The organism is Chitinivorax sp. B, from assembly GCF_005503445.1.
Taxonomy (GTDB): domain Bacteria; phylum Pseudomonadota; class Gammaproteobacteria; order Burkholderiales; family SCOH01; genus Chitinivorax.
In genome coordinates, this window is record NZ_SCOH01000017.1 from 1 (window position 1) to 15954 (window position 15954).

The 15954-nt window shown below is 54.2% G+C and carries 14 protein-coding genes; 13 read left to right on the forward strand and 1 reads right to left on the reverse strand.

All coding sequences use genetic code 11. The annotated features are described in order from the left end of the window. The coding region (locus tag FFS57_RS11970; RefSeq protein ID WP_171013874.1) for a CHASE domain-containing protein at nt 1-3097 on the reverse strand (3097 nt) is incomplete at its 3' end. Between the two features lie 675 nt (nt 3098-3772). Here FFS57_RS11970 and FFS57_RS11975 point away from each other — a divergent pair. The 13 genes from FFS57_RS11975 to serC all read left to right on the forward strand — a co-directional run bounded on the left by FFS57_RS11975 (nt 3773) and on the right by serC (nt 15888). Then, a complete protein-coding gene (locus tag FFS57_RS11975) occupies nt 3773-5344 on the forward strand; it encodes a thioredoxin fold domain-containing protein (RefSeq protein WP_137938032.1) in 1572 nt (523 codons plus the stop codon). Nucleotides 5345-5568: 224 nt separating this feature from the next. Beyond that, nucleotides 5569-6234: a class I SAM-dependent methyltransferase gene (locus tag FFS57_RS11980; protein WP_137938033.1), complete on the forward strand. Its 666-nt coding sequence runs from the start codon at nt 5569-5571 to the stop codon at nt 6232-6234. Nucleotides 6235-6459: 225 nt separating this feature from the next. Continuing rightward, nucleotides 6460-6750, forward strand: coding sequence for a LapA family protein (locus tag FFS57_RS11985; RefSeq protein ID WP_137938111.1), 291 nt, complete (start codon nt 6460-6462; stop codon nt 6748-6750). A gap of 90 nt (nt 6751-6840) precedes the next feature. Beyond that, a complete protein-coding gene (gene lapB, locus FFS57_RS11990; protein ID WP_349306736.1) occupies nt 6841-8004 on the forward strand; it encodes a lipopolysaccharide assembly protein LapB in 1164 nt (387 codons plus the stop codon). 21 nt (nt 8005-8025) lie between these two features. Next, nucleotides 8026-8733: an orotidine-5'-phosphate decarboxylase gene (gene pyrF / locus FFS57_RS11995; RefSeq protein ID WP_137938035.1), complete on the forward strand. Its 708-nt coding sequence runs from the start codon at nt 8026-8028 to the stop codon at nt 8731-8733. A 16-nt stretch (nt 8734-8749) separates the two neighbouring features. Then, on the forward strand, nt 8750-10072 hold the full coding sequence (locus FFS57_RS12000) for a UDP-glucose dehydrogenase family protein (protein ID WP_137938036.1): 1323 nt from the start codon (nt 8750-8752) through the stop codon (nt 10070-10072). 88 nt (nt 10073-10160) lie between these two features. Next, complete coding sequence (gene rfaE1 / locus FFS57_RS12005; protein ID WP_137938037.1) at nt 10161-11105, forward strand: D-glycero-beta-D-manno-heptose-7-phosphate kinase; 945 nt, start codon at nt 10161-10163, stop codon at nt 11103-11105. A 144-nt stretch (nt 11106-11249) separates the two neighbouring features. Then, the gene (rfaD, locus tag FFS57_RS12010; protein ID WP_137938038.1) at nt 11250-12245 is read left to right on the forward strand and encodes an ADP-glyceromanno-heptose 6-epimerase; all 996 of its coding nucleotides are present in this window, start codon (nt 11250-11252) and stop codon (nt 12243-12245) included. Nucleotides 12246-12398: 153 nt separating this feature from the next. Beyond that, entirely contained in the window at nt 12399-12860 is a 462-nt protein-coding gene (locus FFS57_RS12015) for a PaaI family thioesterase (RefSeq protein WP_137938039.1), read from the forward strand. 7 nt (nt 12861-12867) lie between these two features. Continuing rightward, entirely contained in the window at nt 12868-13299 is a 432-nt protein-coding gene (locus tag FFS57_RS12020) for a PaaI family thioesterase (RefSeq protein WP_137938040.1), read from the forward strand. Between the two features lie 52 nt (nt 13300-13351). Then, on the forward strand, nt 13352-13888 hold the full coding sequence (locus FFS57_RS12025) for a hypothetical protein (RefSeq protein WP_137938041.1): 537 nt from the start codon (nt 13352-13354) through the stop codon (nt 13886-13888). 193 nt (nt 13889-14081) lie between these two features. After that, complete coding sequence (locus FFS57_RS12030; protein WP_137938042.1) at nt 14082-14639, forward strand: DUF2059 domain-containing protein; 558 nt, start codon at nt 14082-14084, stop codon at nt 14637-14639. A gap of 169 nt (nt 14640-14808) precedes the next feature. Beyond that, the gene (serC, locus tag FFS57_RS12035) at nt 14809-15888 is read left to right on the forward strand and encodes a 3-phosphoserine/phosphohydroxythreonine transaminase (RefSeq protein ID WP_137938112.1); all 1080 of its coding nucleotides are present in this window, start codon (nt 14809-14811) and stop codon (nt 15886-15888) included. Nucleotides 15889-15954 lie beyond the last annotated feature (66 nt).

Below are 15954 nucleotides of genomic sequence, written 5' to 3' on the forward strand. Positions count from 1 at the left end.
GGTGTAGATCGAGGATGACTGCGTCAAAGTGCTGGTTTCTCAGGGCCCCTCGTGCTGCGGCCAGCGAAATTGCAAGGGTCACTTGATAATGGGCCTTGGTCAACAATTCGGCATAGTGTTCAGACTCCACCGCGTTGTCTTCCACCAGCAAAATACGTTTGGTCGCGTTGGCAAGCTGCCCGGTCATGCGTTGCAATACGCCCAATAGATCGGACAGATCAAAGGGTTTCACCAAGTAGTCATAGACGTCTCGTTCCTGCCAGTCATTGGGTCGATCCAGGCAGGAGACCACTTGTACAGGGATATGGGTGCCGATCACTTCGCGCAGTTGTCGCAATACGTGCCAGCCGCTCATGTCCGGCAGTAACAGATCCAATATGACCCCGTCCGGAGGGTTGCGTTTGGCCATGTCCATCGCTTGGGCGCCATTGCTGGCAACTTCAGTCTGCACACCAATTGATTGTGCAGTGTTGACAATGATATTGGCCAGCATTGCGTCATCTTCAATCACCAATAGCCGACCACCATCTGGTTTGTCGAGCGGAGCAACGGTGGCGACTTGTTCGTTGCTGCTGGTGGATCGGTAAAGCGGAGGCTGAGATTGAATCGGAATGTAGGCAGTGAAACAACTGCCGCCCGTTGGTGGGTCGCTCAACCTGACATCGCCACCCAGTAATTGGGCCAATTGTCTCGCAATGGTCAGCCCAAGCCCGGTGCCGCCAAAGCTTCGACTGGTGGAGCTATCCAGTTGACGGAACGCTTCAAAGATCAGTTCCCGCTTGTCTTGTGGAATGCCCGGCCCCGTGTCAGTCACCGCAATGGCCAGCCATGGGCTGATATCGTCAGATGTGGGATAGGGAGGGGTGTCAATGGAAAACAACTCAATATCGACTTGCCCACGTTCGGTAAATTTGATGGCATTGGCCACCAGATTTCGAACCACCTGATGCAGGCGCTTGCTGTCAGTCACAAAGTGGGCGGGCGTACCAGGCTGGACAGTTACCTTCAGCTGTAGACTCTGTCGGTCGGCCATGGGTTTGAACGACCGCAACAAATTGCTGGCCAGTTCCTGCGTACTGACTTGATCCGCAGCCACAGTCACCCGTCCTGCTTCGATCTTGGAGAGATCCAGAATATCGTTGATCAGGGCCAATAATTCAGATCCGGAGCGATAAATGATATCGGCGTGTTCTGTCTGGCGGGCGGTCAGGTTCTGATCCCGGTTTTCCCGCAGCTGCTCGGCCAGAATCAGAATACTATTGAGTGGAGTACGCAGCTCATGGGACATATTGGCCAGAAACTCGCTCTTGTAACGATTGGCCTGTTCCAGTTGTTCCGCCTGTTGTCTCAATCGCTGCTCGGTCGCTTTGCGATTGGTGATATCCGTAATCAAGCAGAGCACGAACATGCCACCATCGGTATTGATCGGATTCAAGCCAATTTCGATTGGAAACTCCGAACCGTCCTTACGTAAACCAAACAAGTCGCGATCCGCGCCCATTGGTCGGGCATGTTGTTCACGCAAAAAGGCAGCGCGATAACCCGGATGTTGGCTGCGAAAACGTGTTGGAATCAACATTTCAATGGCCTGACCCAGTAGTTCATCACGTGGATAGCCAAACCAGCGCTCCATCATGGAGTTGACCAGCTCGATATGCCCCAGGTGATCCACCATCAGAATGGCGCTGGGAACGCTTTCCACTACTTGGCGGAAGCGTTCTTCCAATCGTTTGCGGATCGAAATGTCGATGACTGAACATAAGGTCACGGCGGTGCTGTCCAGATCGGCCGGTGTCAGCTGGACTTCAACGGGGAATTCGCTGCCATCGCGTCGTCGGCCGCATAAGTCCTGATCCGGCCCCAGGTAGCGTGGCCCATTGCCGGAAAGGAAATGGGTTGAGCTGTTTTGCATGGCATCGGTGTCGGCATGGGTCCGAGGGCCGATCAGCGAATTGATCTGTTGGCCGTGCAAGGTCTCCACGCTGCTGTCAAACCATTGGGCTGCCGTACTGTTGGCCATGGTGATCCGGCCATCCCGGTCCAGTGTCAGGATGGCGTAGGGAATGGCCTCCAGCGTGTTGTGCAGCCGGGCCTCCTGTAACTGGCTTTCCTTGGCATGGTCGGCAACCCGTTGTAATTCCAACCTGCGGGCACGCCCCATCTGGGCCATCATGCCGATGCTGAGCAAGGTGATCAGGCTGCCTGCCACCAATACCCAGATGGCACGATAGGAGGTCGCGTTCTTCATGAAGGCATCGGTGGCCTGGATGTCCAGTATCCAGCGGTGGCCGACGATATCCATCGACTGCTGGGTACGAAATGGGGTGGGCAAGGTTTTGCCATCACCATAAATCAATGGGCGCTGAGGCGTGCTGTCGTAAATGTTCAGTTTCAGCGGTAAGGCAGTCATGCCCGCGCCGGCTACCAGCTCATGGATGCGACAGGCTGCATACACCCACCCACCCAGGCGAGGGTCATCTGCGGCTGGCATGGTCGTTCGATTGCCGCCGCCATAATAGGGCCAATACAGGAGGAATCCTGGTGCTTTGCTTCGTGACTTGTCGTAAAACAACACCACGCTGGCAGTCGCTGCGGCACGTCCCTGCCGTGCGGAGAGTTCGAGGGCTTCGCGACGGGCAGGTTCACTGTAGGCATCAAACCCAATGGTCGGCAGATAGTCGGATCGCGGCGGGTAAATCAATTCCACAATGGCATGGTAGGGGCGTTGACCCGGTGGATGGATACGAAAGTCTGAATGCCGGCTTTGCATGGCCGCTTCAAATCGCGGCAATTGTCCTGCCGGCACACGTCGTGCAAAGCCGATGCCCAGTAGGCCTGGATGGGCATCAAGCAAGGACTGGCTCTGGATGTAGTCGTGGAATTCGGCAGGCACCACCTCGCCACGTGCATTGAAATGGGAAACCAAGCCGCGCAGTACCTGTTGATAGGTTTCCAGTCGTTCACTCAAGCGGGCTTGCAGTTGCCGTGACTTTTCCTGAAAACGTGCTTCGGCAATGGCACGATCCTGATGATGGATGACCCAGGCAATGGCCAGCGTACTGCAGCACAGGATGATTGCCAGCAGCGAACTGAACATAAGGTGTCGTGATGGTGTCCTGATGAGGTCCGGCAGGCCTTGGCGCATGAGCGGCGCCTCCTTTCTCGTGGGGCTGGTGGTGCAGTGGCTTGCTTGTTCGTATAGGCCGGGCCATTGCCGGCCGACCGGTAAGTGGATGGAAGGCAGCGATCGATGCGGGAATTGTCGAAATTTTGCACGGTATGTGAATTGTCGGCAGCGCCGGGTCATACCGTCGTGTAGTCGTTGCCCGCTAGCAAGCTACACTCAACATGTAGTTAATCGGCAGGTAGAAGTCAATCAACTTGCTTTATCAATAAATGCGTATTCGATAAATAATTAGTCAATATAGGGCAGTGGTGAGATTATCAGCGGTGCTGCAAGTGAAATTCGCCGATGGCATTGACCCTGTTGGCCCTGCCGTAAGATGGGTCAGGCAATTTTCACATTGTCTGTCTGCGCATAGGTGGCACAAGATAGCGACATCACACCTATTGAGCCATTCAATGAGCTTGTCAGGCTGGTGGTCGTTTTGGGTGTCTGCAGCATTCAAACCCAGACTTTTTATCCCATTCGTCGCGGCGAGTGAGTATATTGGGTTGTAAGCCGCACCAGTATTAGGTTTGGTCGTGAAGTCACTACTGGCTGGATGGGTTCTTGCATTATCATCACGTTGTTATTTCTTCTGGGGGTAGCATGAAGCCTTGGCCGTTTCTGTTGTTGACCCTGTTTGCTGGTGCTGGGCCATCCCTGGTGTTGGCGGGCGATGCTGTTCAGGCTGCTGTCGCGACGCAGGTTGTACATGGCATCGATTGGCAAAAAGGAGATGTCGATGCCGCTTTTGCCATGGCTAAAGCGGGTAACAAACCTTTATTCTTGTATTGGGGCGCGGCATGGTGCCCGCCCTGTAATCAAGTTAAATCCACCATTTTCAATCAGCGCGCTTTCATTGATCGGTCCCGGGCATTTGTGCCGGTCTATCTGGATGGCGACAGTCCGAGTGCCCAACAATTGGGCGAGCGGTTCCAGGTGCGCGGTTACCCAACCATGATCCTGTTCAAGCCGGATGGCACTGAAGTGACCAGGCTGCCCGGTGAGCTGGATGTGCAGCGTTATCTGCAAGTGCTGGATCTGGGCATGACAGCGGCGTTGCCTGTCAAGACCGTACTGACACAAGCGCTTGCTGGTCAGGCCGGGTTGGGCGTGGATGTTTGGCGCATGCTGGCCGACTATTCATGGGATACCGATGAAGCCAGATTGATTGACCCCACGCAACGTGCGCAAACGCTGTTTTCCTTGGGGAAGGCATGTCCACAGCGCGAGTTGGCAGTCAGGTTGATGCTGAAGTCACTGGCGGCTGCCAGCAATCAGCAAGGTTCATTGGACGATGTTGCATTGCATCGGGCTGGCAAGCATCTCGGTCAGGTATTGGCCAATACACGGCTCAGTCGCCACAATTTTGACATTCTGACTGGCTATGCGACGGATATTTTCCCGTTGGTGGCTGACAAAAGCCTGCCACGAGCGCGCTTGATGCAATCTTGGCAACGCGTGCTGACACGGTTGGGGCAGGACACCACCTTGTCCGCCACGGATCGGTTGTCGGCATTGGCTGCGCGAGTGGGTCTGGCCAAACTGGATGGTGCTGATGGCTCACTTGATACAACTTTGTTGAGTGCGGTGCGCGAGCAGGTTGCTGAAGCGGATCGTGTCACGACTGATCGTTTCGAACGGCAGTCGGTGATCAGTGCGGCGGCTTATGTGTTATCTGAGGCTGGCTTGATTGCGGAATCCGATAAATTGTTGACTGCCGAGCTGGACCGCTCACATTCACCGTATTACTTCATGCTGTCGTTGGCGGGCAATGCCAAGAAACGTGGTGACAAGGCCCAGGCACTGGCATGGTATGAAAAAGCCTATACCGCAGCGGAAGGCCCGGCCACACGGTTGCAGTGGGGTGCGACCTACATCGGGGGGCTGGTCGATTTGGCGCCAGACGACGAAGCCCGTATCGACCAGGCGGTGACCGCAGTACTGAGTGAATTGAATGGCCAGCAGAATGTGTTGTATGAGCGTAATCGCCGTTCGCTGGAGAAAGTCATGCAGAAACTCGCCACCTGGAATCAGCAGGGGCAGCATGCTGCAGTGATTGCACGTGTCCGTAGCCAACTGGATGGCATCTGCAATGGTCTTGTCAGCGACGACCCGCAACGGGCGGTTTGCCAGGCCTTGATTGGCGCAGTGGCGCGTCCGGCTGGAGATGGCTGAACACGGTCTGAGAACCTGTTCAATATCTTACTGCGCGACCACGATCGGGGCTCATGTGTTGCTCAACATCCTCATGTATCACACATACACTCCGGTTTTTGCGCTGTGCTTCACCACCGCTGGTAGCCGCTCATCACAGGCCTTGAACAGGTTCTGAGACTGGGTGCCCGCAAGGCAGATGCTACTTTGTATGAAACTTTGAAACTTGATTGCTAGGAATCAGTATGTCCCGACGTACCCTGAATCTTGACGATACCTTGTATCACTATGTGTTGAGTCATTCGTTGCGAGAGCATCCAGAACAGACAGCATTGCGTGAAGTTACCGCACATCACGAGCGCGCGGGTATGCAGATCTCGCCGGAACAAGGGCAGTTCATGGCTGTGCTGGCTCGCCTGCTGGGGGTGCGCCGTGCCATCGAGATTGGCGTGTTTACCGGCTACAGCGCCATGACCGTTGCCCTGGCGATGCCGAGTGATGGTTATTTGCTGGCGTGTGATATCAGCGAGGAATACACCCGGATCGGTCAACCGTATTGGCAGCGTGCAGGCATCGCCAGCAAGATCGATCTGCAACTGGCGCCAGCACTGGAGACGCTGGATGCGCGGCTAGCTGCCGGCGAGGGGGGAAGCTACGATTTCGCCTTCATTGATGCGGACAAGCGCAGCTACGACGGCTATTACGAACGCTGCCTGCAGTTGTTGCGTCCAGGTGGTCTGATCCTGATCGACAACGTATTGTGGGATGGTTCGGTGGCCCGACCTGCGGAGGAGGGGGATGTCGATACCCTGGCGCTGCAGGCCCTGAACCGCAAGTTACATGATGACGCCCGGATCGATGTGTCGATGTTGCCTTTAAGTGATGGGGTGACCTTGGCACGTAAACGCTAGCCCACTGCAGGCAGCCGACTGTGCTGCCTGTGTCATTGCTTGCATACCCACCTGGATTTGTACGGCTGCCAGCATTTGCCCATCAAGTCACGCCAGCTATTGTGTGGTTTTTTGTGCTAAACAATACGTGGCGTGTGTCAACTTCTCGGGTCAAACCTACCTGTAACTGTCACCTATCGGGTAAAATGGCCGGCTATTCGGACCTGCCAAAGAGACCTGACCGTGATGCGCTATTTCATCTGGGCCATGCAGTTCATTGTTTTTCTATTGTTTCTTGGGTTTGCCCTGCACAACAGTCAGACTGTGTCGCTGCGTTACTTTCTGGGTTATGAGTGGCAGGCGCCGCTGATTTTGATGCTGTTGGTGTTTTTTTGTATCGGTGCGGCATTTGGCCTGTTGGCGGGGCTCGGGCAATTGTTGAAGCTACGCCGTGAAATCCTGGTGTTGAAAAAAGAACTCCGCAATCGGAACTCGGTCACTCAGACGGGGCCTCAGCAACCTGACATCGTGCTCTGATTCATGCCAGGTTTGCACGGGTCGGTTTCCTTGCAGCCGATCCCCCTCTTTCTGCCATCCCATTTAGCTGATTAGGATACCCGCGTGGATATGGAGTTGTGGTGGCTGATATTGCCACCCTTATTTTTTGGCCTAGGCTGGCTTGCAGCCCGAATTGACATTCGCCAGTTGCTACGCGAAACCCGCAAGCTGCCTTTGGCCTACTACAAAGGCTTGAACTTCCTGCTGAACGACGAGCAGGACAAAGCCATTGCCGAATTTGTCGAGATCATCAAATCCGATCCGCATTCAGTCGATTTGAACTTTGCGCTGGGTAGTATGTTCCGTCGCAAAGGGGAGCATGAGCGTGCCATCCTGATTCATCAGAACCTGTTGGCACGTAATGACATCAATCCCGAGCATCGATTGAAAGGTCAATATGAGCTGGCGCTGGATTTCGTCAAGGCAGGGCTGTTTGATCGCGCGGAAGAAATGTTGCAGAAGCTGACTGGTTCAAGCTATGCACGTGTCGCGAGTCAGCAGTTGCTGGATATCTACCAGCTTGAGAAAAACTGGGAAAAAGCCATTGAGACTGCAAACCGGCTGGCTGATGGCACGGCTTCATTCCAGAATGAAGTGGCGGAATTTCACTGTGAAATGGCCCAGCGTGATATTGCCAACTCACAGCCGGAACAAGCCAAAACCAATCTCAACAAAGCATTGCAGATTCACCGTAAGTGTGTGCGTGCCAATATTCTGTTGGGTGATATTGCATTGGCGGAGGGTGATTTCGAGACGGCTATCGATTACTGGAAGCGCATTGAAACTCAGGAGCCGCAATACTTGTCTTTGGTCGGCACACGATTGATGGATGCCTACAAGCAGGCCAATCGCGCTGCCGAGGGTTTACAGCTGTTGCGGACCTACTTGGGGAGCTATCCCGCTCTGGATATCCTGGATCAGGTCTTTCAGGTCATCAGCGAGCAGGAAGGGCTTGATGCAGCGAAGGAATTCCTTTACGCCGAACTAAGACGCAACGCGTCGATGTTGGGCTTGAAATCCTTGGTGGATGTCGAATTGAACTATGTTGCAGCCGAGCGCCGGCCGGATCTGGAAGCGATTCGTAGCCTGCTGCATGACAACACCAAGAAGCTCGCCATGTATCAATGCCAGCAATGCGGTTTTCGCGCGCGGCAATATTACTGGCATTGCCCAGGTTGCGCTGGCTGGGAAACCTATCCGCCCAAACTGGGGGGTGAAGGCAGTGCACATTAAATTCATATCATGACGGACAGTATGACACCTCATCACGATCCTAAAATCATTGTGCCGCTGGATTACGCGGATGCGGCCAATGCCTTGCAATTTGTCGCCCGTGTCGACCCTGCCCTGTGCCGCCTGAAGGTAGGCAAGGAGCTCTTCACGGCTGAGGGGCCACGTTTTGTCGAGCAGCTGATCGGCAAGGGGTTCGACATTTTTCTTGACCTCAAATTCCATGATATTCCCAATACCGTCGCCCAGGCTTGTAAAGCTGCCGCCGGACTGGGTGTGTGGATGGTGAATGTTCACGCTTTGGGTGGGCGGAAGATGATGGAGACCACGCGTGAGGCGTTGGCCAACGTGTCGCACCGCCCCTTGTTGATTGCCGTGACGGTATTGACCAGCATGGATGCTGTACAACTGGCGGAAGTTGGCTTGCCCGGGGATCCGGCAGCCATGGTAGCCCGTTTGGCCCAGTTGACCCAAGATTGTGGCCTGGATGGTGTGGTGTGTTCTGCGCAGGAAGCAGCACAGTTGAAGGCGCAGCATGGCGCAGATTTCAAACTGGTTACGCCAGGCATTCGCCCGAAAGATGCCAGCCTGGATGATCAATCCCGCGTGATGACGCCAGAAGAGGCCGTTCGCGTTGGCGCTGATTACCTGGTAATCGGTCGCCCCATTACCCGTTCTAATGATCCCCTCGCAACGCTGATGCGTATTCGCGATGCGATCGCAATGGCTTGAGTAAAGGAACCTCTCAATGAAAATCAGCATTATCGGTACCGGCTATGTCGGTTTGGTGACCGGCGCTTGTCTTGCCGAGATGGGCAACAATGTCTTGTGCCTGGATGTTGATCCACGCAAGATCGATATCCTGAACAAGGGTGGCATCCCGATTTATGAGCCGGGCCTGGAAGATATGGTCAAGCGCAATGTGGCTGCAGGTCGCTTGGCTTTCACCACCGATATACAGGCCAGTGTTGCCCACGGAACACTCCAGTTCATCGCCGTGGGTACACCGCCGGATGAAGATGGTTCTGCCGACTTACAATATGTGGTGGCGGCTGCCCGTAATATTGGCCGCCATATGGCGGATTACAAAGTCGTGGTCGATAAATCGACTGTACCGGTTGGTACGGCAGATCGTGTTCGTGAAGCCATTCGTGAGGAATTGCAACAGCGTGGAGCGCAAATCGATTACAGCGTTGTGTCCAACCCTGAGTTCCTGAAGGAAGGGGCGGCGGTGGAGGACTTCATGCGCCCAGACCGTGTGGTGATCGGTGCGGATGACGAACGTGCGCTGACATTGATGCGTAGCCTGTATCAGCCGTTCCAGCGCAACCATGAGCGTATCATCACTATGGATGTTCGTTCTGCCGAGTTGACCAAGTATGCTGCCAACGCGATGTTGGCGACCCGCATCAGCTTCATGAACGAGCTGGCCAATCTGGCGGAAGTCATGGGTGCTGATATCGAGCACGTCCGCAAGGGTATCGGCTCGGACCCGCGAATCGGCTACCACTTCCTTTACCCGGGTGTGGGGTATGGTGGTTCTTGCTTTCCGAAGGATGTACAGGCGTTGCAGCGTACTGCCAGCGAAAATGGCATTGATCTGCATGTGTTGAATGCAGTCGAACGTGTCAACGATGCTCAGAAATTCCGAGTACTGAACAAGTTGGAATCGCACTTTGATGGTGACCTTGCAGGCCATCATTTCGCGCTGTGGGGCTTGGCCTTCAAGCCCAATACCGATGATATGCGTGAGGCGCCCAGCTTGGTGATCATTCGTGGCTTGCTGGCACGTGGTGCCACGGTTACTGCCTATGACCCGATTGCTACCGACGAGGCACAACGTATTCTGGGTGGGCTGGAAGGTGTGCGCTATGCGAGTTCGCCAATGCACGCATTGGAAGGGGCGGATGCATTGGTGATCGTCACCGAATGGAAAGAGTTCCGCAGTCCAGATTTCCCTGGTATCAAAGCTGCGTTGAAGCACCCGTTGGTAATAGACGGCCGCAATATGTACGACCCAGCGTTGGTTCGTAGTTTCGGCTTGGAATACGATGCGATCGGGCGCAAGTAATCAACGGTCAGCCAATGGCCATGCCGGCGTTGTTGGCCTTGGGTGAAGATCCGGGCTTTCGTCGGGTAATCAGTATGAGGGAAACACAATGGATCGAGCCCAGATCAATCAGCTGAAATCCGCTATCCACGGCGCACGTATCCTGGTGGTGGGTGATGTGATGCTGGACCGTTACTGGTTTGGTGACGTCAATCGTATTTCACCAGAGGCACCGGTGCCGGTGGCACTGGTCAATCGCGCCGAAGAACGGGCGGGTGGTGCGGCAAATGTGGCCCGCAATGCGGCATCACTTGGCGCACAGGTAACGTTGTTGTCGGTGGTGGGCGATGACGAGGCGGGTACGGCATTGGTACGGTTGATGGAAAGCTCTGGCGTGAAAACCTCACTGCTGCGTGATCCTACCATCTCTACCATCATCAAGTTGCGCGTGATTGCCCGTCAACAGCAATTGATTCGGATCGATTTTGAAGCTCAGCCCAGCCACGAAGTACTGGCAGCCAAGTTGGGGGATTTCGAGGCTGCATTGCCTGACCATGATGTGGTGATCCTGTCTGATTATGGTAAGGGTGGGCTGACGCACGTCGAAACGATGATGAAGTTGGCACGGGCTGCTGGCAAAGTCGTTTTGGTCGACCCGAAAGGTGACGACTATCGTCGTTATCAAGGCGCCACCTTATTGACCCCCAATCGCAGTGAGTTCAAGCAGGTGGCTGGCAGCTGGCGAGATGAGGCCGAGTTGACCGAGAAAGCACAGGCACTGCGTCAGCAACTGTCGCTGGAGGCTTTGCTGGTCACCCGCAGTGAGGAGGGTATGAGCCTGTATCGCGATGACAGTGCGTTGCATGAACCGACGCAGGCCCGTGAGGTCTATGACGTGTCTGGCGCGGGGGATACGGTTATCGCTACATTGGGTGTGATGCTAGGTGCAGGCCTGCCGATGCCGGAAGCCGTACGCTGGTCCAACCGGGCGGCCGGGATTGTCGTGGGTAAGTTGGGTACGGCAGTGGTGCAGCAGGACGAGTTGTTCGCCTGAAATGCGTGGGTATACCCGCCAACATGACATCAAGACGCGGTATTGCTACGGGATGCCGTGTCGTTTTCATTCTGAGTTCCAACGGGCCGGGTTGGCCCGGCATCATCAGAGCCAGTCATCTACACTGACTCACGGAGGTATTGCATGACCATTATCGTCACCGGCGCTGCCGGATTCATTGGTTCCAATCTGGTCAAGGCGCTGAATGAGCGCGGTCAGACCGACATCATTGCAGTGGACAATCTCAAGCGCGCCGACAAGTTCAAGAATCTGATTGACTGCGAGATTGCTGATTACCTGAGCAAGGAAGATTTCATCGAGCTGTTCCTTGATGGTGCGTTTGACGGAAATGTGGATGCCATTCTGCATCAAGGTGCGTGTTCCGACACCATGGAAACCGATGGCAAGTACATGATGGACAACAATTACCGCTACACGCTGGATTTGTTTGAATACTGTCAGGCTGAAGATATTCCTTTCCTGTATGCCTCTAGTGCTGCGACTTACGGTGCAGGTCGTGTTTTCCGCGAATCACGTGAATTTGAAGGGCCGCTGAACATCTATGGCTATTCCAAATTCCTGTTTGATCAGGTTGTGCGTCGTCGTTGGGATGATTTGACCAGCCAGGTAGTCGGTTTCCGCTATTTCAATGTCTATGGCCCACGCGAACAACACAAGGGGCGCATGGCATCGGTTGCCTTTCACCATTTCAATCAGTATCGCGATACGGGTCGGGTCAGGCTGTTTGAAGGGTGTGACGGCTATGGTCATGGCGAACAGCGTCGCGACTTTGTCTCGGTGGAAGATGTGGTCAAGGTCAACCTATACTTCCTCGACAACCCGGATAAATCCGGTATTTTCAATCTAGGCACTGGAAACGCGCAGAGCTTCAATGACGTTGCGGTGGCATCGGTCAATGCTTGCCGTGCGGCGGAAGGTAAGGAAGCGCTGGGACTGGTGGAACTGGTTGAGCAAGGATTGCTGGAATACATTGATTTCCCTGAGGCGCTCAGGGGTAAATATCAAAGTTTCACCCAGGCGGACATCACGGCATTGCGCAACGCTGGCTACGATCAGCCTTTCCTGAGTGTGGAAGAGGGTGTGTCGCGCTACGCACAATGGATGCTCTCCCGTGCTTGATAGGCTGGTGGTAGCAAGTGGCAGTGTGAGTATTGTTTGCGAATATGCAAAACTCACCTTGTTGCGTTGCAATAACTGCTAGAATCGTGCTCAGGATTGCGGACGGCCGGCAAGGTGTTTGCCGGCCGTCTTGTTTTGAGCAGGAGCCATATCATGTCGACACTTCCATTGCCGGTCATCAATCAAGCGCTGTTTGATTCGGTCGCCCGGTGGTTCACTGAAATTCCCCACTCCAAAACCATTGGCCTGCAATATGTGCAAGGCGAGCGAGGTCGCGCCACGATGAAAATCGATTATCGTGTCGATCTGGTCGGTAACCCGAAAACAGGTGTGGTGCATGGTGGGGTGATCACCTCGTTGATCGATACGACCAGCGGCTTGGCTGTCTTTTCGCATTTGCCAGATTCAGAAGCCATTGCGACCCTGGACTTGCGGATTGACTACCTGCAATCGGCCATTCCGGGGCAGGCCATCTACTGTACGGCGGAATGTTATCGATTGACCAAAAATGTAGCGTTCACCCGTGCTACTGCCTATCAGGAAGGGCAGGAACAGCCTATTGCCTACAGTGTGGGTACCTTCATGCGCGATTCCAGCGCTGCAACCATCAAGTGAGGCTGTCATGAATTTGATTGATAAACTGATGGCAGCCAAGAGCAGCAACGATTATTCGGGTATTATCGAGCTGATCCCCTACGCGAAATTGCTTGGGGTGAAAATGGATGAGCGTGATGGCAACCCGTTTTTTACGCTGCCTTTCAATCAGGCCAACATTGGGAATGCCATGTTGCCGGCGCTGCATGGCGGTGCAATTGGCGGATTCCTGGAAAATGCTGCATTGCTGCAATTGATGTGGGCACGTGAATCCAATGAGATCCCGAAGACAGTGGATTTCTCGCTGGATTATCTGCGCCCGGGCAAGGCGCAGGATCTGTTCGCCGTTTGCGATATCACCAAGCAAGGTAAGCGGGTGGCGAATGTGCTGATGACTGCTTGGCAGGAGGATCGAGATAAGCCGGTTGCCGTGGCGCGTGCACATTTTCTGTTGGTCTAGTTGCCAGTTGCGTGGTCTGCTAATCGAACCCTGAGATAAAGGAAACTGACGAATGATATGGTGGCGCGGAGTGCTGGTGGTAATGATGGCGTGTCAATTGAATGTGGCGCAGGCAGAAGAAGCGCCACCAGCTGTCACGCGTGAAACCGTGCGTGCCTTGATCCAGCGTTTTGAATTCGGAGGCCAGTTACAGCAGATGATGGCCGCCATCGTGCAACAGACACAGACCACGCTACCCCAGGTCGCAAATGACTGGATTGATCAGCGTCCCTATTGGGACTATGAGAAAAAGCAGCAGCGTCGTGCGCAGTTGAAGCAGGAGCAGGCCAAGTTGGCTCAGGCCTTTGCTGACGAGGTCAAGCAACTGGATTTGTCTGATGTGATGGAACGTAACTTGCTAGCCGTGTCTGGTAACTATGTCAGCGAATCAGATCTCAAGGCGATGTTGGAGACGGGCAAAGCAGCAGAAATGTTTTCGAGCACGCCATTGCCGGCTATGCTGAGTGAGGCCATGCAGCGTACGTTGAAGCAAGTGATGCCCATGATCGCAGCAACCCGGGATCGTGTGATCGAGCAGCAATTGAACTGATGTGGCAACCGGGCGTCTCAATTGGCACTTATTGTTGCAATCTGGGAAGAAGACAGTCCGGATTCCTATTTCGTACTGCAATGTGCTGATCATTCAAGACTGACGGAAGTTGCGTGAAAATCAGGTGCTTTCGAGATGATCCGCACTTTGGGGTATCCCGAATCATGAACAAAAACCATAGATGGAGAAATGAATGAAATCGGTTCAAGTGATGTGTGCCGCCCTGTTGGGCGCCGCCTTGATGAGCCCTGTGATGGCTGCAGATGCGCCGTTGTCGGCGGAAAAGCGCAAAGCCGCCCAGGAACTGCTGGCGACGCTGGACGTCAAGCGATCCACGTCGCAATTGAAGGAACTGATGTTCCGCCAGTGGATGGTTGCTGCTTCATCGGCAGCGCCACGTGCCATCAAGGAAGACAAGTCGCTGACTGAAGAACAGAAAAAGAAGCTGATGAACAATGGCGAAAAAGTCATGAAGGTCATGGGTGATGACTTCAAGGCTGCGCTGGACAAAGTCGACATGAACAAAATCCTTGAGAATGCCGCATCGGAAGCCTATGCCAAGAATCTGACTGAGCAGGAAATGCGCGAGATTGCAGCATTCAACAGCACTGCGACAGGTAAAAAGCTGCAACAGTTGCAGCCACAGATTTCTGCTGATGCCATGAAGCTGGCAACCGAACGTGCTGCAGAGCAACTGCGTGGTGCCAAGCAAACCTCGTTTGCAGATATGGTTAAAAAGATCGACAAGTAAGTCAACTTGGCAGGCTAGCCATGGCGTCCGCGTTGTGGGTGCGCCAGTGCCGCCCTGTAGTTTTGGGGCGGCGCTTTGTTTTTGAGGTTTTGAATCGTCTGGCGATTGGCAGTAAGCCGTGAATGCTGGTCGTTTTTTGGTTGGATAGAGCAAAGAGGTCGTCGTGAGCATGGTGTATAACTTTTCGGCAGGCCCGGCGGTACTGCCTAAGGAAGTCTTGTTACAGACCCAGCAAGAGTTGCTGGATTGGCATGGTTCTGGCATGTCGGTGATGGAGATGAGTCATCGTGGCCCTGAATTCACTCAGATCATTCAGGAAGCTGAAGCTGACCTGCGTGAGTTGATGGCGATCCCGGCCAACTACAAGGTGTTATTTCTGCAGGGCGGGGCGACTACACAGTTTTCGGCAATTCCGATGAATTTGATCGGCCGCACGGGTAAGGCAGATTACGTTCACACTGGGCATTGGTCCAAAGGCGCCATCAACGAGGCCAAGCGCTACGGTGATATCCACCTGGCTGCCAGTGGTGAGGATCGCCATTTCACTTATATCCCGGATCCGGCAACCTGGCAGGTGCGGCCAGATGCGGCTTACTTGCATTACACGCCAAACGAGACGATCGGTGGTGTGGAGTACCAGTTTGTACCTGAAGTTGGTGACATTCCATTGGTGGCCGATATGTCATCCAATATCCTGTCACGTTCGGTCGATGTTTCCAAATTCGGTTTGATCTATGCGGGGGCACAAAAGAATATCGGTCCTTCCGGGTTGGTGATCGTGATTGTCCGTGAAGATCTGCTTGGCCATGCTTTGCCATCTACGCCGAAGCTGATGGACTACAAGCTGGTGGCGGACAACGATTCCATGCTGAATACCCCGGCAACCTTTGCAGTGTATGTTGCGGGGTTGATCTTCAAATGGTTGAAGGTCAAAGGCGGGGTGGCGGGTATTGAGCAATTGAATATTGCCAAGGCAAACAAGGTATATGAGGCAATCGACCAAAGTGGTGGGTTCTATCGTAACCCGGTCGCGTTGGATTGCCGTTCTCGCATGAATATTCCGTTCGTATTGCAGGATGATGCACTCAACGCACCCTTTCTCAAGGCGGCGGCAGAGCGTCACTTGTTACAGCTCAAAGGGCACAAGTCTGTTGGCGGCATGCGGGCATCCATTTACAATGCGATGCCGATGGCTGGCGTGGATGCGTTAATCGATTTTATGCGTGAATTTGCTGCGCGACACGCATGATGCCGATCTCAATCGACTTGCTACCTGCCTTCGTGATGGGCGTATTGGCACTGGCTATCGTTCTTG

Excerpts from the sequence above, each read along its gene's own strand:
- FFS57_RS11975 (WP_137938032.1), top strand. The coding sequence starts at position 3,773 with ATGAAGCCTTGGCCGTTTCTGTTGTTGACCCTGTTTGCTGGTGCTGGG.
- FFS57_RS11980 (WP_137938033.1), top strand. The coding sequence starts at position 5,569 with ATGTCCCGACGTACCCTGAATCTTGACGATACCTTGTATCACTATGTG.
- FFS57_RS11985 (WP_137938111.1), top strand. The coding sequence starts at position 6,460 with ATGCGCTATTTCATCTGGGCCATGCAGTTCATTGTTTTTCTATTGTTT.
- lapB (WP_349306736.1), top strand. The coding sequence starts at position 6,841 with ATGGAGTTGTGGTGGCTGATATTGCCACCCTTATTTTTTGGCCTAGGC.
- pyrF (WP_137938035.1), top strand. The coding sequence starts at position 8,026 with ATGACACCTCATCACGATCCTAAAATCATTGTGCCGCTGGATTACGCG.
- FFS57_RS12000 (WP_137938036.1), top strand. The coding sequence starts at position 8,750 with ATGAAAATCAGCATTATCGGTACCGGCTATGTCGGTTTGGTGACCGGC.
- rfaE1 (WP_137938037.1), top strand. The coding sequence starts at position 10,161 with ATGGATCGAGCCCAGATCAATCAGCTGAAATCCGCTATCCACGGCGCA.
- rfaD (WP_137938038.1), top strand. The coding sequence starts at position 11,250 with ATGACCATTATCGTCACCGGCGCTGCCGGATTCATTGGTTCCAATCTG.
- FFS57_RS12015 (WP_137938039.1), top strand. The coding sequence starts at position 12,399 with ATGTCGACACTTCCATTGCCGGTCATCAATCAAGCGCTGTTTGATTCG.
- FFS57_RS12020 (WP_137938040.1), top strand. The coding sequence starts at position 12,868 with ATGAATTTGATTGATAAACTGATGGCAGCCAAGAGCAGCAACGATTAT.
- FFS57_RS12025 (WP_137938041.1), top strand. The coding sequence starts at position 13,352 with ATGATATGGTGGCGCGGAGTGCTGGTGGTAATGATGGCGTGTCAATTG.
- FFS57_RS12030 (WP_137938042.1), top strand. The coding sequence starts at position 14,082 with ATGAAATCGGTTCAAGTGATGTGTGCCGCCCTGTTGGGCGCCGCCTTG.
- serC (WP_137938112.1), top strand. The coding sequence starts at position 14,809 with ATGGTGTATAACTTTTCGGCAGGCCCGGCGGTACTGCCTAAGGAAGTC.